This window comes from Halobacillus alkaliphilus, from assembly GCF_900113125.1.
Taxonomy (GTDB): Bacteria; Bacillota; Bacilli; order Bacillales; family Halobacillaceae; genus Halobacillus; species Halobacillus alkaliphilus.
On sequence record NZ_FOOG01000008.1, the window covers coordinates 59,433 to 76,013 of the forward strand.

18 protein-coding genes are annotated in these 16,581 nt (G+C 43.4%); all 18 read left to right on the forward strand.

All coding sequences use genetic code 11. The features are described 5' to 3' along the window. The first annotated feature begins 207 nt into the window (after positions 1-207). The 18 genes from BMZ06_RS06820 (at position 208) to atpD (ending at position 16,532) form a co-directional block, all read left to right on the forward strand. Positions 208-1,242 (forward strand): L-threonylcarbamoyladenylate synthase, encoded by a 1,035-nt coding sequence (locus BMZ06_RS06820; RefSeq protein WP_425431753.1) that lies wholly within the window; start codon positions 208-210, stop codon positions 1,240-1,242. A 57-nt stretch (positions 1,243-1,299) separates the two neighbouring features. Further along, complete coding sequence (locus tag BMZ06_RS06825; protein ID WP_089751310.1) at positions 1,300-1,836, forward strand: manganese efflux pump MntP; 537 nt, start codon at positions 1,300-1,302, stop codon at positions 1,834-1,836. 71 nt (positions 1,837-1,907) lie between these two features. After that, the gene (locus BMZ06_RS06830; RefSeq protein ID WP_089751311.1) at positions 1,908-2,516 is read left to right on the forward strand and encodes a low molecular weight protein arginine phosphatase; all 609 of its coding nucleotides are present in this window, start codon (positions 1,908-1,910) and stop codon (positions 2,514-2,516) included. Between the two features lie 287 nt (positions 2,517-2,803). Then, the gene (gene rpiB, locus BMZ06_RS06835; protein ID WP_089751312.1) at positions 2,804-3,244 is read left to right on the forward strand and encodes a ribose 5-phosphate isomerase B; all 441 of its coding nucleotides are present in this window, start codon (positions 2,804-2,806) and stop codon (positions 3,242-3,244) included. A 109-nt stretch (positions 3,245-3,353) separates the two neighbouring features. Beyond that, a complete protein-coding gene (locus BMZ06_RS06840) occupies positions 3,354-3,926 on the forward strand; it encodes a TIGR01440 family protein (protein WP_089751313.1) in 573 nt (190 codons plus the stop codon). Between the two features lie 24 nt (positions 3,927-3,950). Further along, positions 3,951-5,207 carry a serine hydroxymethyltransferase gene (locus BMZ06_RS06845; protein ID WP_089751314.1) on the forward strand — a complete coding sequence of 419 codons (1,257 nt, stop codon included), beginning with the start codon at positions 3,951-3,953 and terminating at the stop codon, positions 5,205-5,207. 166 nt (positions 5,208-5,373) lie between these two features. Then, positions 5,374-6,006: a uracil phosphoribosyltransferase gene (gene upp, locus BMZ06_RS06850; RefSeq protein WP_089751315.1), complete on the forward strand. Its 633-nt coding sequence runs from the start codon at positions 5,374-5,376 to the stop codon at positions 6,004-6,006. A gap of 37 nt (positions 6,007-6,043) precedes the next feature. After that, entirely contained in the window at positions 6,044-7,192 is a 1,149-nt protein-coding gene (gene wecB / locus BMZ06_RS06855) for a non-hydrolyzing UDP-N-acetylglucosamine 2-epimerase (protein WP_089751316.1), read from the forward strand. Positions 7,193-7,308: 116 nt separating this feature from the next. Beyond that, a complete protein-coding gene (locus BMZ06_RS21110) occupies positions 7,309-9,453 on the forward strand; it encodes a S8 family serine peptidase (protein WP_089751317.1) in 2,145 nt (714 codons plus the stop codon). 306 nt (positions 9,454-9,759) lie between these two features. Next, complete coding sequence (locus tag BMZ06_RS06865) at positions 9,760-9,978, forward strand: AtpZ/AtpI family protein (RefSeq protein ID WP_089751318.1); 219 nt, start codon at positions 9,760-9,762, stop codon at positions 9,976-9,978. Position 9,979: 1 nt separating this feature from the next. Further along, positions 9,980-10,348, forward strand: coding sequence for an ATP synthase subunit I (locus tag BMZ06_RS06870; protein WP_089751319.1), 369 nt, complete (start codon positions 9,980-9,982; stop codon positions 10,346-10,348). Positions 10,349-10,372: 24 nt separating this feature from the next. Then, positions 10,373-11,095, forward strand: a complete 723-nt coding sequence (gene atpB, locus BMZ06_RS06875) for a F0F1 ATP synthase subunit A (protein WP_089751320.1) — start codon at positions 10,373-10,375, stop codon at positions 11,093-11,095. A 50-nt stretch (positions 11,096-11,145) separates the two neighbouring features. Next, the gene (atpE, locus tag BMZ06_RS06880; protein ID WP_014644824.1) at positions 11,146-11,358 is read left to right on the forward strand and encodes a F0F1 ATP synthase subunit C; all 213 of its coding nucleotides are present in this window, start codon (positions 11,146-11,148) and stop codon (positions 11,356-11,358) included. 232 nt (positions 11,359-11,590) lie between these two features. Further along, entirely contained in the window at positions 11,591-12,112 is a 522-nt protein-coding gene (gene atpF, locus BMZ06_RS06885; RefSeq protein ID WP_089751321.1) for a F0F1 ATP synthase subunit B, read from the forward strand. Next, positions 12,109-12,657 (forward strand): F0F1 ATP synthase subunit delta, encoded by a 549-nt coding sequence (locus BMZ06_RS06890; RefSeq protein WP_089751322.1) that lies wholly within the window; start codon positions 12,109-12,111, stop codon positions 12,655-12,657. The genes atpF and BMZ06_RS06890 overlap by 4 nt, the downstream gene beginning before the upstream one ends. 15 nt (positions 12,658-12,672) lie before the next feature. Then, positions 12,673-14,181 carry a F0F1 ATP synthase subunit alpha gene (atpA, locus tag BMZ06_RS06895; protein WP_089751323.1) on the forward strand — a complete coding sequence of 503 codons (1,509 nt, stop codon included), beginning with the start codon at positions 12,673-12,675 and terminating at the stop codon, positions 14,179-14,181. Between the two features lie 33 nt (positions 14,182-14,214). After that, positions 14,215-15,078 (forward strand): ATP synthase F1 subunit gamma, encoded by an 864-nt coding sequence (atpG, locus tag BMZ06_RS06900; protein ID WP_014644820.1) that lies wholly within the window; start codon positions 14,215-14,217, stop codon positions 15,076-15,078. Between the two features lie 41 nt (positions 15,079-15,119). Beyond that, positions 15,120-16,532 (forward strand): F0F1 ATP synthase subunit beta, encoded by a 1,413-nt coding sequence (gene atpD, locus BMZ06_RS06905; RefSeq protein ID WP_089751324.1) that lies wholly within the window; start codon positions 15,120-15,122, stop codon positions 16,530-16,532. The last annotated feature ends 49 nt before the right edge of the window (positions 16,533-16,581 follow it).

Consider the following 16,581-nt stretch of genomic DNA (forward strand, 5'->3'; position numbering starts at 1 on the left):
TTATGCACAATTTCGGCCGTTTCAGTGGATAACCTGTGGATTGTGTTTTTAGTATTGTAAAAATTACTAACGGTTTCTTTGGATATGTGGGTATCTTTGTGGATAACTTGAGGACAACCTGTGTATAATGTCTGAATTTGTGGAAACTTGTAGAATAGTTACTATAACAAGTGAATTGTCGAAGAAAAAGGAGTAATAGAAATGGATATGATAACGAAGTTGTGGAAACCCTCTGCACAACCAAAGGAATCAGATGTTTCCATACAAGAAGCTGCGAACTTATTGAGAGAACAACAAGTGGTTGCTTTTCCTACAGAGACAGTCTACGGGCTTGGGGCAGATGCTACCAATGAAAGTGCCGTTAAAAGGATCTTTGAAGCTAAGGGGCGTCCATCTGATAACCCTTTAATCGTGCATGTAGCAAGCATAAGAGAAGTAGAGGATCTCGTTACTCATATTCCTCAGGTAGCTCGTAAACTTATGGAAAGATTCTGGCCAGGACCGCTTACTTTAATTTTAGAAAGCAACGGAACAGCCTCGAAGAATGTAACAGCAGGCTTAAAAACGGTTGCTATTCGCATGCCGGATCATGCATTAGCTTTAGCTTTGCTTAAGGCAGCAGAGCTGCCTTTGGCTGCACCGAGTGCAAATCGTTCAGGGCGTCCGAGTCCTACAAAGGCAGAGCATGTGCGTCAGGATTTAGAAGGACGTATTGCAGGTATTCTGGACGGAGGACCGACGGGTGTAGGAGTAGAATCAACTGTACTGGATTGTACATCTGAAATTCCTGCTATCCTTCGCCCGGGAGGTATAACTAAAGAGGATCTTGAAGAGGTATTGCCTGAAGTAAAAATTGACCCCGCCTTAACTGGGAAAGACACTCCTCCGGTTTCTCCAGGGATGAAGTACACACATTATGCCCCAGAGTCTCCATTGTGGTTAATAAAGGGGGAGGATGAGTTCTTTAGGAACCAACTGCATGAATTACAAGAAGAGGGTTACCGGATTGGGGTAATTGCAAGCAATGAACTAGCTGAAAAACTTCATCATGACTTCGTTCTCCCGTGCGGATCCAGAGAGAATCTTACGGAAGTAGCTAACCGGCTTTACGAGGTGCTGCGCGAATATAAAAAATCAGATATTGATCTTATTCTATGTGAATCTTTTCCAAATTATGGCGTAGGGGCAGCAGTTATGAATCGATTAACGAAAGCCTCTGTTAAGATCATCGAACAGCCCTGACATATAGAATCTGCTTCCCGCATACGATGAAATAGTATGTCCGGGGAGGGCTCATATTTGGAACATGTTACGGGGTTGGTTTTGCTTTCGTTAGCCTTAGGTTTGGATGCTTTCTCGGTTTCACTCGGAATGGGACTTCAAGCGGTCCGTTTAAAACACGCATTCTTTGCAGGGATTGTTGTGGGTATTTTCCACATGTTTATGCCTGGGCTTGGCATGGCCCTTGGACAATGGCTTTCAAGCAGTGCAAGTGAGTGGGCAGCTGTCGGAGGAGGTTTATTGCTTTTCTGTCTGGGAAGCTATACCGTTTTTGCATCATTCACGGACAAGCATAATGCGGCTTATACCCTGGCGGGAGCGGGGATGTGGCTTTTTGCTCTTAGTGTGAGTATTGATAGTTTTCCAGTTGGCTTCAGCTTAGGACTTCGTGAATCGGAGGTTTTTGTATCAATTTTTTCCTTCGGTCTGTTTAGTATGCTGCTGACTTGGGCGGGTTTTGTTATTGGACGGCGGGCCAGCGGTCTTCTTGGGGTGTATAGTGAATTACTAGGTGGAAGTATTCTCTGTGCGCTAGGGTTGCATGCCATTTTCTGACAAACATTTTAACTACCCCCTGTACGTATGATATTATGGAGTAAAGTGATAAACGGTTAGGAGAATTGGCTATGAATATATTATTTGTTTGTACTGGAAATACTTGCAGAAGTCCTATGGCCGAAGCTCTCTTAAAAGCAAAGCTCTCAACTATTGAGGCGCGTTCAGCCGGTATATTTGCTGGTGAAGGAGAGCCGATGTCCAAAAATACAGAGCTTGTTCTTAGAGAATGGAAGTTTGACATAGCTCACAAAACAAGTTCAGTAACGGCAGAATTGTTAGAGTGGGCTGACCTTGTATTGACTATGACTGATCGTCACAAACAAACCCTGGCCATTCAATATCCGGATTATCAGGATAAATACTTTACTCTAAAAGAATATGTACTCATTGATGAAAATAAATGGCAGAAGCTGAAAGAGCTGTACGCTAAATTTGAAGAGAAACGTTCCTCCATATTGAGTCACACGGCAAATTTAAGTGATGAAGAGATGGAAGAAAAGCTGCTGACTGACTTAAAATCCGAGATTAAACAGATTGAAGAAATAGAAAACAGCATCCCTGATATCAACATTATTGATCCTTTTGGCGGGAATTTGGATGCCTATAGAACGACACGGGACGAATTAGATAAGTATATTGAACTTCTCGTTAAAAGATTGAACGGTACCTCTTCCTAAAGATTTAGGTATATCCGTGATTTAGGTTTGAAATGGTGCCGAATTACATAGGATAGATAGTTTTCAGCTGCTTTTTAAAAAAATGTATGGTTCGAGCTGAGTTGTAACTTGTAACGACTTTTAGTCAACAATAAATCTCCCTATTATAAACGCATTCTGATTTTAAGAATAGAGCCGGAAAAACGGCTCTATTTTTTTATGTTACATAATCCTATTGTTCAATTGACAGCAGCTCAGTAAACTGGCACGATAGGATTGATAATTAAGAAGACGGGAGTGTAGGAGCTATGAAAGTAATTCTTGCTTCAGACCATGGCGGTGTGAATCTGCGACAGGAAGTAGCAGATGTTTTGACTGAACTTCAAATTGACTTTGAAGATATTGGCTGTGACTGTGAAGGATCTGTAGATTATCCAGATTATGGTATTCCAGCAGCTGAACGAGTAGCTGATGGAGAGTTTGATAAAGCTATTCTTATTTGCGGAACTGGAATCGGAATGTCCATTTCTGCAAATAAAGTAAAAGGAGTACGTGCTGCTCTTGTTCATGATCTTTTTACAGCAAAAGTTACAAGGGAACATAACGATTCCAATGTTCTTTGCATGGGCGAACGCGTCATCGGCCCTGGACTTGCGAAAGAAATTGCAAAAACGTGGGTTACGACAGATTTTGAAGGCGGCCGTCACAAAAAACGGGTAACTAAGATTGCCGAATATGAGAATAAATAATACAATGAAAGCAGATAAGCGGAAGCTAAATAATGCGGAAGCTGATAATTAAAGGAGGAGCATACAGGCTTCTCCTTTTTTAGAAATAAAACGACAAGGAGGGGCAGGCGTGATAGATGTCCAAACCATCCAGGATGATACCAGGACTGTAGTGGAACAACTTTTGCAAACGGGATCCATTAAAGATGGTATATTTGTGGTAGGATGTTCGACCAGCGAGGTAGCTGGCGAGCGGATTGGCACTTCCGGAAACGAGTCTCTGGCAGAGGTTATGTTCCGTGAACTTAAAAAGATGGAAGATCAGGCGAATATTCATGTAGCTTTCCAGTGCTGCGAGCATTTAAATCGGTCGATCGTTGTGGATCGCTCTGTTTTTGAGAAAGAGAGGTTGACAGAGGTCTCGGCCATTCCGGTACCTAAAGCCGGTGGTTCTATGGCTTCTTATGCCTTTAAACATATGGATGACCCAGTCCTGGTAGAAACCATCCAGGCCGATGGCGGACTTGATATAGGGGATACTTTAATTGGTATGCATTTGAAGCGGGTGGCTGTCCCGTTGCGTATTGAACAGAAAACGATTGGAGCCGCCCACATTACGGCTGCCAAAACGCGGCCTCCTTTAATAGGAGGAGTCCGGGCTGTTTATGAAATAATGGAAGAAGAAGGTTCTTGTGACGAATAGGAATGGAAAGGGGAACGGTTTATTATGAATCAAGTGAAATCAACAGACGCAGAGGTATTTGCAGCTATTCAGGATGAAAGAGATCGTCAACAGAATAATATTGAGTTAATAGCTTCTGAAAACTTTGTTTCCGAGGCTGTGATGGAAGCGATGGGTTCCGTTATGACTAATAAATATGCGGAAGGATATCCTGGCCGTCGTTACTATGGAGGCTGTGAGCATGTAGACGTAGTAGAAAATCTGGCTCGTGATCGTGCGAAAGAGCTCTTTGGAGCGGATCATGCCAACGTCCAGCCTCATTCCGGTGCCCAAGCCAACATGGCCGTTTATTTTACCGTTCTTGATCACGGAGATACCGTACTTGGAATGAATCTAAATCACGGAGGACATCTCACACACGGAAGTTCTGTAAACTTTAGTGGCAAGCTGTACAACTTTGAAGAATATGGCGTTGAGGAAAATGATGAGCGAATTAACTATGAAGCCGTATTGAAAAAAGCGAAAGAAGTTCAGCCTAAGCTGATTGTGGCCGGTGCGAGCGCTTATCCACGTGAAATTGATTTTGCTAAATTCCGTGAAATTGCGGATGAAGTGGGAGCTTATCTTCTTGTAGATATGGCGCATATTGCCGGTTTGATTGCCTCTGGTCTCCATCCTAACCCAGTACCGCATGCGCATTTCGTTACAACTACGACTCATAAAACCCTTCGCGGTCCACGTGGCGGTATGATTCTTTGTCAAAAAGAGTTCGCGAAAAAAATCGATAAGAATGTGTTTCCTGGTATGCAGGGTGGTCCGTTGATGCATATAATTGCTGCCAAAGCTGTTTCCTTCAAAGAAGCGCTCCAGCCTGAGTTTAAAGATTATTCAAAGCAGATCATTGCAAACGCTAAGCGACTTGGGGAATCCCTTGTAGATAAAGGGGTCGACATTGTATCGGGCGGCACGGATAATCATCTGCTGTTATTGAATCTGCAAAAGAAAGGTCTTACAGGAAAAGTGATAGAAAAGGCTTTGGATGATATTGGTATTACAACCAATAAAAATACGATTCCTTTTGACACAGAAAGCCCATTTGTAACGAGTGGTATCCGGATTGGAACCGCTGCTGTCACATCTCGCGGTTTCAAAGAAAACGAGATGGATGAAATAGCAGATTTAATTGCTTTCACTCTTGACCATCACGAGAATGAAGAAAAAATGAAAGAAGCGGCAGAGCGTGTGCGTGAGCTGACTTCCCGTTTCCCTCTTTATCAAACTTTAAATTATTCTTCTATTTAATAGAAAAAAGCCGTCAGCCTAGTACTGGCGGCTATTATTATGTCTTAGTATGTACCCGTAGGAAAGAATGGAGTGGCCGGGGCAAATTCATATTTATCGGGTTGCAGTTCATCTTGTTTTTCAGTACAATTTAAAGGATGCAAACTATGAGAAGGAGTGATCGGCAATGGGAAAGGTATATGTACTGGATCATCCGTTAATTCAGCACAAACTGACGTACATACGTAAAAAGGAAACAGGGACGAAAGATTTTCGTGAACTAGTTGATGAAGTCGCCGCATTGATGGCTTTTGAAATTACTCGTGATCTGCCTCTCGAAGAGGTTGAAATCGACACCCCTGTCACATCAGACGCAAAAGCTAAAGTACTGACGGGTAAGAAAATTGGACTTGTACCCATCCTTCGTGCCGGTCTAGGTATGGTAGATGGAATTGTGCAATTGATTCCTGCCGCTAAAATAGGACATGTCGGACTTTATCGCGACCCTGAAACACTGCAGCCGGTAGAGTATTATGTCAAACTTCCTAGTGATATTGAAGAACGTGAACTTATCGTCATTGACCCAATGCTTGCTACAGGCGGCTCTGCCAACGAAGCTATCCATTCATTGAAGAAAAGGGGAGCCCGCCAAATTCGCTTAATGTGTCTCGTTGCAGCGCCTGAAGGTGTAGATGCTGTTCGTGAAGAGCACCCGGATGTCGATATCTATCTCGCGGCTCTTGATGAGAAGTTGAATGAAAAAGGCTACATTGTTCCAGGTCTGGGAGATGCCGGTGACCGATTGTATGGTACAAAATAAATAGAATTATTCAAGCTCCAATAAAGGAGGTACATTCATGGCAGAACGCATAAAAGTAATGACCATTTTTGGGACAAGACCGGAAGCTATTAAAATGGCTCCGCTTGTTCTGGAGTTAAAAAAACGTTCCGACCAGTTCGAACCAATTGTCACGGTAACAGCGCAGCATAGAGAAATGCTGGATCAAGTGATGTCGATTTTTGGTATTGAGCCTGATTTTGATTTAAATATTATGAAGGCGCGTCAAACCCTGGCGCAAGTGACGACCCGTGCTCTTGAAGGGCTTGATGAAGTTATGAAAGAAACAAGACCTGATGTGGTTCTTGTACATGGGGATACAACTACAACTTTTGCGGCTTCACTTGCGGCTTATTATAACCAGATTCCTGTTGGACACGTAGAAGCAGGACTTCGAACATGGAATAAGTACTCTCCTTACCCTGAGGAAATGAATCGTCAGCTTACTGGGGTTATGGCGGATTTACACTTTGCTCCGACAAATAAATCCATGGATAATCTGCTTGCAGAAAACAAGCCGACCAACCAGATTTTTGTCACAGGAAATACAGCCATTGATGCGCTGCAAACTACCGTTAAAGACGATTATGCTTCAGAAGTGCTTGATGAGATTGGAGATAAACGGTTAGTTCTAATGACCGCTCATAGACGTGAAAATCTTGGGAATAATATGAAACAGATGTTTCGAGCTATTAAGCGCCTTGTGGAAGAACATGATGACATTCAAGTGATCTATCCTGTGCATCTGAATCCGGCCGTTAAAGAAACGGCTGATGAGATTCTGGGAAATGATGAGCGCATTAAATTAATTGATCCGCTTGACGTGATTGATTTCCATAACTTTGCTTCCAGAGCTCATTTAATCCTTACTGACTCAGGTGGCGTCCAAGAAGAAGCACCTTCACTTGGCGTGCCTGTATTGGTTCTTCGCGACACTACTGAGCGTCCGGAAGGAATTGAAGCAGGAACGCTTAAGCTCGCCGGTACAGAAGAGGATCATATTTTCCATTTAGCCAATGAATTATTGTCTGATGAAGAAAAACATAAAGAAATGTCGCATGCTTCCAACCCATATGGGGATGGAAAAGCATCTGCCAGAATTGCTGAAGCGATCCGGTATTTCTTTAATCAGCGGGAAGATAAACCAGCGCCGTTTGAAATTGAATAATGATTAAAAGATCAAATCCATAAGGGTTTGGTCTTTTTTTATACATAAATTGCCTGAACACGTTCGTGCATAGCTGTCCTTATCCATCACAAACTAACTAAAAAGGAGACGGGCCTATGCGTTTGCTGCACTTGTTCATTCTTTTATTACTTCTTACAGGCTTTCAGTCCCCGGATGAAAAAGATGAAGTAACCATTATTATTGAAACGGAAGAGTCCTCATCCCTTCTTAAAGAACAAATTGAGTCAAGAATTCCGCGGCTGGAGATTGTTGCACAGTATGACACGATCTTTAACGGTCTGGCTGTTAAAGGGAGAGCTCAAGAACTTGAAAAGCTTGTTCGTATGGATATGGTAGTGAATCAGTACCCAGTCGTAAATTATAAAAGTCTGCAGCAGGAAATGGGCCCCTTTTCTACTCAAGTAATCCGTGATCAATATAACCTTTCCTATACGGGTAAAGGGATAAAAGTAGGTGTCATTGATACAGGAATGGACTACTCTCATCCGGACCTCCAGAAGAACTATAAAGGTGGTTTTGATACCGTAGACTTTGATAATGATCCTATGGAAACCAGAGGGGAAGGCGCTACCATGCATGGATCTCATGTAGCGGGAGTCATTGCAGCTGATGGGAAAATGAAAGGGATAGCTCCGGATGCTGAGCTGTACGCTTATCGGGCATTAGGTCCAGGGGGAATCGGATCCTCCGTGCAGGTTATCGCTGCACTGGAAGAAGCGGTTAAGGAGAGAGTGGATGTAATCAATCTGTCTCTTGGTAATGATGTGAACGGTCCGGACTGGCCCACTACGCATGCTGTTAATAGAGCGGTAGAGCTTGGAGTGACCGTTATAGTGGCAGCTGGGAACTCGGGGCCGGACACTTGGACTGTAGGATCTCCTGCCACTTCATCAAAAGCCATAACCGTAGGAGCTTCGGCACTTCCTTCAAAAGCTCCGGTATTTGAAATTCCGGGAGAGGATCGACATATTCCTGTTCAAGTACTGCACGGATCAGTACCATGGGAACTTTCCAGAAAATATCCTTTATTGGACGCTGGCAGAGGGGAAGAAGAACTGAATGATGCTTCCGGAAAAATCGTCTTGTTTGAACGTGGGGAAATCCCTTTTCAGGAAAAAGCCTTTAAAGCTTATCAAGCTGGGGCTGCTGGTGTGGTTATATACAATAATGAACCCGGATTATTTCAGGGTTCATTAGAGAACCTATCCATTCCAATTCCAGTCGCTGCTGTATCAAAAAAAGATGGGGAGTGGCTGATTCAACAGGGAGTTCAGCAGAATCAATGGCTGGAGACCACCGAAACTTCACTTGATCATAGAATGGCTCCTTTCAGCTCTCGTGGTCCCGTAACGACCACATGGGGATTAAAACCAGATGTGGTAGCGCCGGGGGTGAATATTTTAAGCACGGTCCCCGGCGGATATGCTTCACTTCAAGGAACGAGTATGGCCGCTCCGCATGTTGCCGGACTTGCGGCTTTATTAAAAGAAGCTCATCCAGATTGGGCACCTCAGCAAATAAAAAGGACGATCATGAGTTCGGCAGATATTCTTGAAAAAGATAAACTTCCTTATTTGCCTACTGAACAAGGTGCAGGCTTTATTGATACAGAAGAATCATTCAACCCAACTCTGCTAATCGAACCTGGATCGCTTGCTTTCGGGCGCGTGAATCAGCCATTGTTAAATAAAAAAGCAGAATTGAAGCTTACCAATCCGACGAATGAGAGTCAGACAGTACACCTTGAAGCCCCAGTTCATGAAAAGGGGAGCAGATGGGACATCCCGACCACTGTCCATTTGGAACCGAATGAAACTAAGGAAGTGGAAATTGGACTCCATCTTACGAAATCCTTTTTAAAACCTGGGATTCATCAGGGCTTTATCAAACTGAGAAATCAGGAGCACGACTTCCACGTTCCTTATCTATACATGATCGGAACGTCTGATTATGAAAAGGTCTCCGGTTTGGAATTATCATCTAAGTGGGCGGATTCAAGGCGATACACTTATCGCTTCAATCTTACGGAATCCGTAGATAAAATAACTGTCGATCTATACAGAGCTGGTACCATGCTCTTTCATGGGAGGTTATTTGAACTTGAAGACCCTCAGCCGGGTATGGTGCAAGGGGAATTTAAAGTGAATGATCTTGAAGGGGCTTATATAGCTGTCTTTACTCTCGAGCATGGAGACCAAAAAGAAAGCTATCCATTCCCAGTAAAATTCACACCTTCATAATAACCAATACATTCCACCTCAGGTCATCCATAAAATGGATGACCTGAGGTGGAAGTTTTTTGTAAAAATGGCTCAAAAAGTCTATATATTTTTGGTTTAGAATTGGTAAAATGGTACATGTGAGTTTTGTCATAAATGTGACGAAAATGTGATCGAAAAGTGTCATACATTTGTATTTTTAATCACAAACTCATTGACATCATATAACCCCTAATGTATTCTTACATAGTGTGGGATGATAAGGTTTTCATAACGAATTGCAAAGGTTCTGACACCTTTTTTATTCAAGTGAAAAGAGGCTTGTAAATGAAAGATTCCAAACCCCCTTTTCAGGCCATGGCATTAACTAGTGCTATCGTTTCTCAGCTTGCCGGCGGACCACTTGCCGGAGTATATCTTGGGAAATGGATAGATGGTCAATTTTCCACAGAGCCCACATTCTTAATCATAGGGATTTTTCTAGGATTAGGAGCAGGTACATATGGGACCATTCATTTAGTACGGACTTACACGGGAGACGATTAGCATGAAGCACTACCAACAGATGATGGCCCGTCAACGAAAATGGATGTTCTACCTTCTGGCGTTACTCGTTCTTGGCTGGGGCCTTACCCCATGGCAGCCGATTTTTCTGGGTCTCCTCCTGGGAAGCGCTTTGAGTTTTTATAACCTCTGGCTTATGCAGCGTAAAATCCGCAAGCTTGGCGAAGCCTCCGCAGAGAACAAATCTGTTAGAGGAATCGGTACGTTTACCCGTTTGGCTTCAGGTGCACTTGCTGTAGTCATTGCCCTCCAGTTTGAAGAACACATTCATTTAATTTCCGTAGTATTGGGCTTAATGGCAGCCTACATTGTCATTTTTATAGATTACCTGTTCAATAAATCAACAGTTTAGCACGATGGAAGGTAGGTGAACAGATTGAATCACGAAGCACCGATGTGGAATGATGCATTTGGGATTAGTTGGCTTGATTTCAACCTTTCCAACGTTTTAATGATGTTTGTGGCCTCATTAATCGTTTTCATTCTAGGGGTAGCAGCCACACGCAACATGAAGCGGTTTCCAACCGGCTTTCAAAACTTCATGGAATGGCTGATTGATTTCATTAAAGGCATTATCGGTTCAAATATGGATTGGCGAACAGGAAGGCTCTTTCTTCCACTTGGTTTAACCTTATTTGCCTATATATTTGTAGCTAATATGCTTGGAGTCGTCACCAATGGAGTTGTTGGACATGAACTGTGGTGGAAATCTCCAACCGCAGATCCCGGCATAACCTTAACCCTGGCAACACTTGTTGTCGTCTTATCTCACTACTATGGGGTTAAGCTGAAAGGCGGTAAAGAATACAGTAAAGGTTTCATAAGACCTCTGCCGTTTTTACTACCTTTCAAAATTATTGAAGAGTTCTCCAATACTCTTACACTTGGTTTGCGTCTATATGGGAACATTTACGCAGGCGAGATTTTACTGAGTTTGCTTGTCACTATGGCAGCAGGCGGCGTTGGTGGATTTTTAGGAGCTTCACTTCCAATGATAGCTTGGATGGGCTTCAGTACATTTATCGGTTTTATCCAGGCATTCATTTTTGTAATGTTAACGATGGTTTATATGTCTCACAAGGTGAGCGATGACCATTAAAATAAAAGAATAAAAATTATTTTTTTAAAAATATGAGGAGGATTTTCATTATGGGTCTTTTAGCAGCTGCAATTGCAGTAGGATTAGCGGCACTAGGTGCTGGTATTGGTAACGGTCTGATTGTAAGTCGTACGGTAGAAGGAATTGCGCGTCAACCAGAATTGCGCAGTGCTCTTCAAACAACTATGTTCATCGGTGTTGCTCTAGTAGAGGCGATTCCGATCATCGGCGTTGTTATCGCATTTATCGTAATGGGTCAGTAAAGCAGGACGAGCGAATACGCTTATGGCGAAGTTCAACTCAATCGATCTTCGCCTTTCCTTTATACCTTTACGAAAACTTGATACCCAAATGGATTTGAAAGAAAACTTCGACTGAAGCTTTTATAAGCTAAAGCCGGGTTTTTCTCTTGTCTAGCTGAGTTCTTATACTTAAGGCTTTTGCTTGCTTGAGGGTTAACCCTGTTACGATATGGTGTGGAGAGGAGTGAAAACTGTGCAAGGATTCACAGAGAGTCTTGTCCTCGGAGCTGGAGGACTTAACATAGGTGATATGATCATTCAACTTGTGTTCTTCCTTATCTTGCTGGCTCTTTTAGGCAAGTTTGCTTGGGGACCATTAATGAATATGATGAAAGAGCGTGAAGATTACGTAGCTAACGAAATCAATACCGCAGAAAAAAGTCGTGAAGAAGCACAGCTTATGCAGCGTGAAGCTTCTGAAGAACTTAAGAAAACCCGTCAGGATGCACAGAAGATAATCGAAGATGCACGCAAAACGGCCGGTCAACAGGAACGCGATATTATTGAGTCTGCTCGCGCTGAATCTGAAAGAATGAAAGAGTCAGCCCGTCAGGAAATTGAACAAGAAAAAGAAAAAGCCGTACAGGTCCTTAAAGATCAAGTGGCTTCTATGTCTGTCATGATTGCATCCAAAGTGATTGAAAAAGAACTTTCGGAGAAGGATCAGGAGAAATTGATTCACCAATACATTGACGAGGCAGGAGAAGAGCGATGAGTCAAACAATCATTGCGAGACGCTATGCTGACGCACTTTTTCAACTTGGACAAGAACATTTAAAATTAGAACAATTAGAAACAGAGTTACGAGAATTGCAAGAAGTATTCCGTAATAATGAGCAGCTTTATACATTCCTTAAGCATCCACGTATTTCCGTCGACCAAAAGAAACAACTCATTCATAAATCGTTTCTGTCGTATTCAGCAGAAGTTGTGAACACCCTTAAGTTGTTGGTAGACAGGCATAGAGAAGACATTATCTCTGAAATGATCACTCATTTCTTAACGATGATGAGCGATGCAAAAGGAGTAGCAGAAGCGGATGTTTACTCCGTACGTGAACTTTCGAAATCTGAAAAAAAACGGATTTCAGAAACATTTGCACCAAAAGTAGGCAAACGTTCATTGAACCTGAACAATATTGTTGATCCAAGCATTCTCGGAGGAATTCGTGTGCGAATTGGAAATCGGATATTTGATGGTTCCGTCAGTGGAAAGCTTAGCCGCATGGAGCGCAAGCTAGTTTCTGCTAACAAAAGATGATAGGGGTGAAATGGCATGAGCATTAAAGCTGAGGAAATCAGTGCGCTGATTAAACAGCAAATTGAAAGCTATGAATCAGATATAGAAGTCAATGATGTGGGTACAGTTATCGAAGTTGGTGACGGTATTGCACGTGCTCATGGTCTTGACAACGTCATGGCCGGAGAACTCGTTGAATTCTCAAATGGTGTCATGGGATTGGCACAAAACTTAGAAGAAAGTAACGTTGGTCTAGTTATTCTTGGGCCGTATACAGATATTAAAGAAGGCGATGAAGTACGCCGTACAGGCCGTATCATGCAAGTACCTGTAGGGGAAGAAATGCTTGGACGTGTCGTTAATCCACTTGGTCAGCCTGTAGATGGAAGAGGACCAATTGAAACAACGAAAACACGCCCGATTGAAGCACCGGCTCCAGGGGTTATGGATCGTAAATCCGTAGATGAACCTCTTCAAACAGGTATCAAAGCAATTGATGCCCTTGTACCTATCGGCCGTGGTCAGCGTGAACTTATTATCGGTGACCGTCAGACTGGTAAAACATCTGTAGCAATCGACGCAATTTTGAACCAGCATGATCAGGATATGGTTTGTATCTATGTAGCGATCGGTCAGAAAGAATCAACTGTCCGCGGTACAGTGGAAACTCTGCGCCGTCACGGTGCATTGGATTACACCATTGTCGTAACGGCAAGTGCTTCTCAGCCAGCTCCGCTTTTATACCTTGCTCCATATGCAGGTGTAACACTAGGGGAAGAATTTATGTACAATGGCAAGCATGTGCTGGTTGTATATGATGATCTTTCCAAGCAGGCAGCCGCTTACCGTGAACTGTCCTTGCTGCTTCGTCGTCCACCAGGCCGTGAAGCGTTCCCAGGGGATGTATTCTATCTGCACTCTCGTCTATTGGAACGTGCAGCTAAATTAAGTGATGCGAAAGGCGGAGGTTCATTAACAGCGCTTCCTTTCGTTGAAACGCAAGCAGGTGACATTTCCGCTTATATTCCAACAAACGTTATTTCCATCACAGACGGTCAGATCTTCTTACAATCCGACTTATTCTTCTCTGGTGTACGTCCAGCGATTAACGCCGGATTATCCGTATCTCGTGTTGGAGGATCGGCTCAGATCAAAGCGATGAAGAAAGTTGCCGGTACATTACGTCTCGACTTAGCTTCTTATCGTGAACTGGAAGCTTTCGCACAGTTCGGTTCTGACCTTGATAAATCTACACAGGCTAAACTGAACCGCGGAGCTCGTACAGTTGAAGTTCTTAAGCAAGGTTTACACCAGCCGCTGGCTGTAGAGAAACAAGTTATGATTATCTTTGCCCTTACTAAAGGATTTCTGGATGATATTCCAGTGGATGATGTTACTCGCTTTGAGTCAGAATTCCACACATGGCTTGACAACAATCGCAAAGAGTTGATTGGGCAAATCCGAAAAACTGGAAAACTGGCAGAGGAAGAAGATATGAAAGAAGCTGTGAAAGAATTCAAGAAAACATTTGTGATTTCTGAATAAATAAAACACAGCTGGAAAGGGTGGTGAAACAGCGTGGCATCCCTTAGAGATATCAAAGGCCGGATTACCTCTACCAAGAAGACGAAACAGATTACAAAAGCAATGGAAATGGTATCTGCTTCTAAATTGAATCGTGCCGAACAGAATGCAAGGTATTTTGTTCCATACAGCGAAAAAATTCAAGAAGTCGTAGCGAGTATTTCTCAAGGCGGAGGTGATGCAAGTCACCCGATGCTTGAATCGAGGGAAGTGAAGTGTACAGGTTACCTGGTGATCACTTCTGACCGCGGTCTTGCAGGAGCATTCAACAGCAGTGTCTTGAGAAGAGTCTATCAGCAGATTCGCCAGCATCATACTTCTGCTGAAGAATACAAGCTGATCACCATTGGCCGTATTGGACGGGACTTCTTCCGTAAACGTAATATACCGGTAGATATGGATATTACTGGCCTGGCAGACCAGCCGGACTTTGCTGATATTAAAGATATCGCATCGGATACGATCCAACTCTTTACAGACGAAGAGATCGATCAATTATATATTTATTACAACCATTACGTTAGTGCTATCACACAGGAAGTAACCGAGAAAAAAGTCTTGCCGTTAACGGACTTTGGTGGCGAAAGTGTAGGATCCACAAGTTCTTATGAGTATGAGCCGAACCAAGAAGAGATTTTGGAAGTCTTGCTTCCGCAGTATGCTGAGAGCTTGATTTACGGAGCCTTACTTGATAGTAAAGCTAGTGAGCATGCAGCACGTATGACGGCTATGAAGAGTGCAACTGATAATGCTGATGATCTTATTGGTGATTTGACACTATCTTATAACCGTGCACGTCAAGCTGCTATTACCCAAGAGATTACTGAAATTGTCGGCGGTGCAGCTGCCCTCGAATAGGGATTCTTGGATTTTTGAACAGTAAGTTAGGAGGGAAATCGATGAGTAATGGACGCGTGACCCAAATCATGGGACCAGTTGTCGACGTAACATTTGATGACGGACAGCTCCCAGATATCAATAACGCACTACACGTACGTTATGATGCGCAATCCGAAGATGAAAAAAACGTCGACCTTACGTTAGAAGTTGCCCTTCACCTGGGTGACAATACCGTTCGTACTGTCGCCATGTCTTCCACAGAAGGTGTAATGCGTGGCACACCTGTTATCGATAAAGGCAGCCCGATTTCAGTTCCAGTAGGAGAAGTGACATTGGGCAGAGTATTCAACGTTCTTGGTAACAATATTGATTTAGATGAACCTTTAAGTGATGATGTACGTCGTGATCCAATCCACCGCGAAGCACCAGTTTTTGAAAACTTAGCTACAGAAACTGAAATTCTGGAAACTGGAATTAAAGTTGTAGACCTTTTAGCTCCATATGTAAAAGGTGGTAAAATTGGACTGTTTGGTGGCGCCGGAGTAGGTAAGACCGTACTTATCCAGGAATTAATTAACAACATCGCCCAAGAACACGGAGGTATCTCTGTATTTGCCGGTGTTGGTGAGCGTACGCGTGAAGGTAACGACCTTTATTGGGAAATGACCGATTCAGGTGTTATTAAGAAAACAGCTATGGTGTTCGGACAAATGAACGAACCGCCTGGTGCTCGTATGCGTGTAGCTCTGTCTGGTTTAACAATGGCAGAATATTTCCGTGATGAACAAGGCCAGGACGTATTGTTCTTCATAGACAACATCTTCCGTTTCACCCAGGGCGGTCTTGAAGTATCTGCACTTCTTGGACGTATGCCATCAGCCGTTGGTTACCAGCCAACTCTAGCGACTGAAATGGGACAGCTGCAAGAGCGAATCACATCTACTGACAAAGGTTCAGTTACATCTATTCAGGCTATTTATGTACCTGCCGATGACTATACCGACCCCGCGCCAGCAACAACGTTCGCTCACTTGGATGCAACGACTAACCTTGAGCGTAAGCTTTCTGAACAGGGTATTTATCCTGCCGTTGATCCACTTGCTTCTACCTCCCGTGCTCTGGACCCGGATGTAGTAGGGGACGAACACTATCAAATAGCTCGCGAAGTCCAGCGTACACTGCAGCGTTACAAAGAGCTGCAGGATATCATTGCTATTCTTGGTATGGATGAGCTTTCTGATGAAGATAAATTGACCGTATCCCGAGCACGTCGGGTGCAGTTCTTCTTATCTCAGAACTTCCACGTGGCTGAACAGTTTACAGGACAGCCAGGATCTTACGTACCTGTTGCAGAAACAGTCAAAGGCTTTAAAGAGATCCTTGACGGCAAACACGATGACATTCCAGAGGATGCGTTCCGACTAGTCGGCCGTATTGAGGATGTTGTTGAAAAATCAAAACAAATGCAGTAAACCTGTCAACACAAGTGATAAAGGGGCGTTCCTAGGAGCGCCCGGTTTA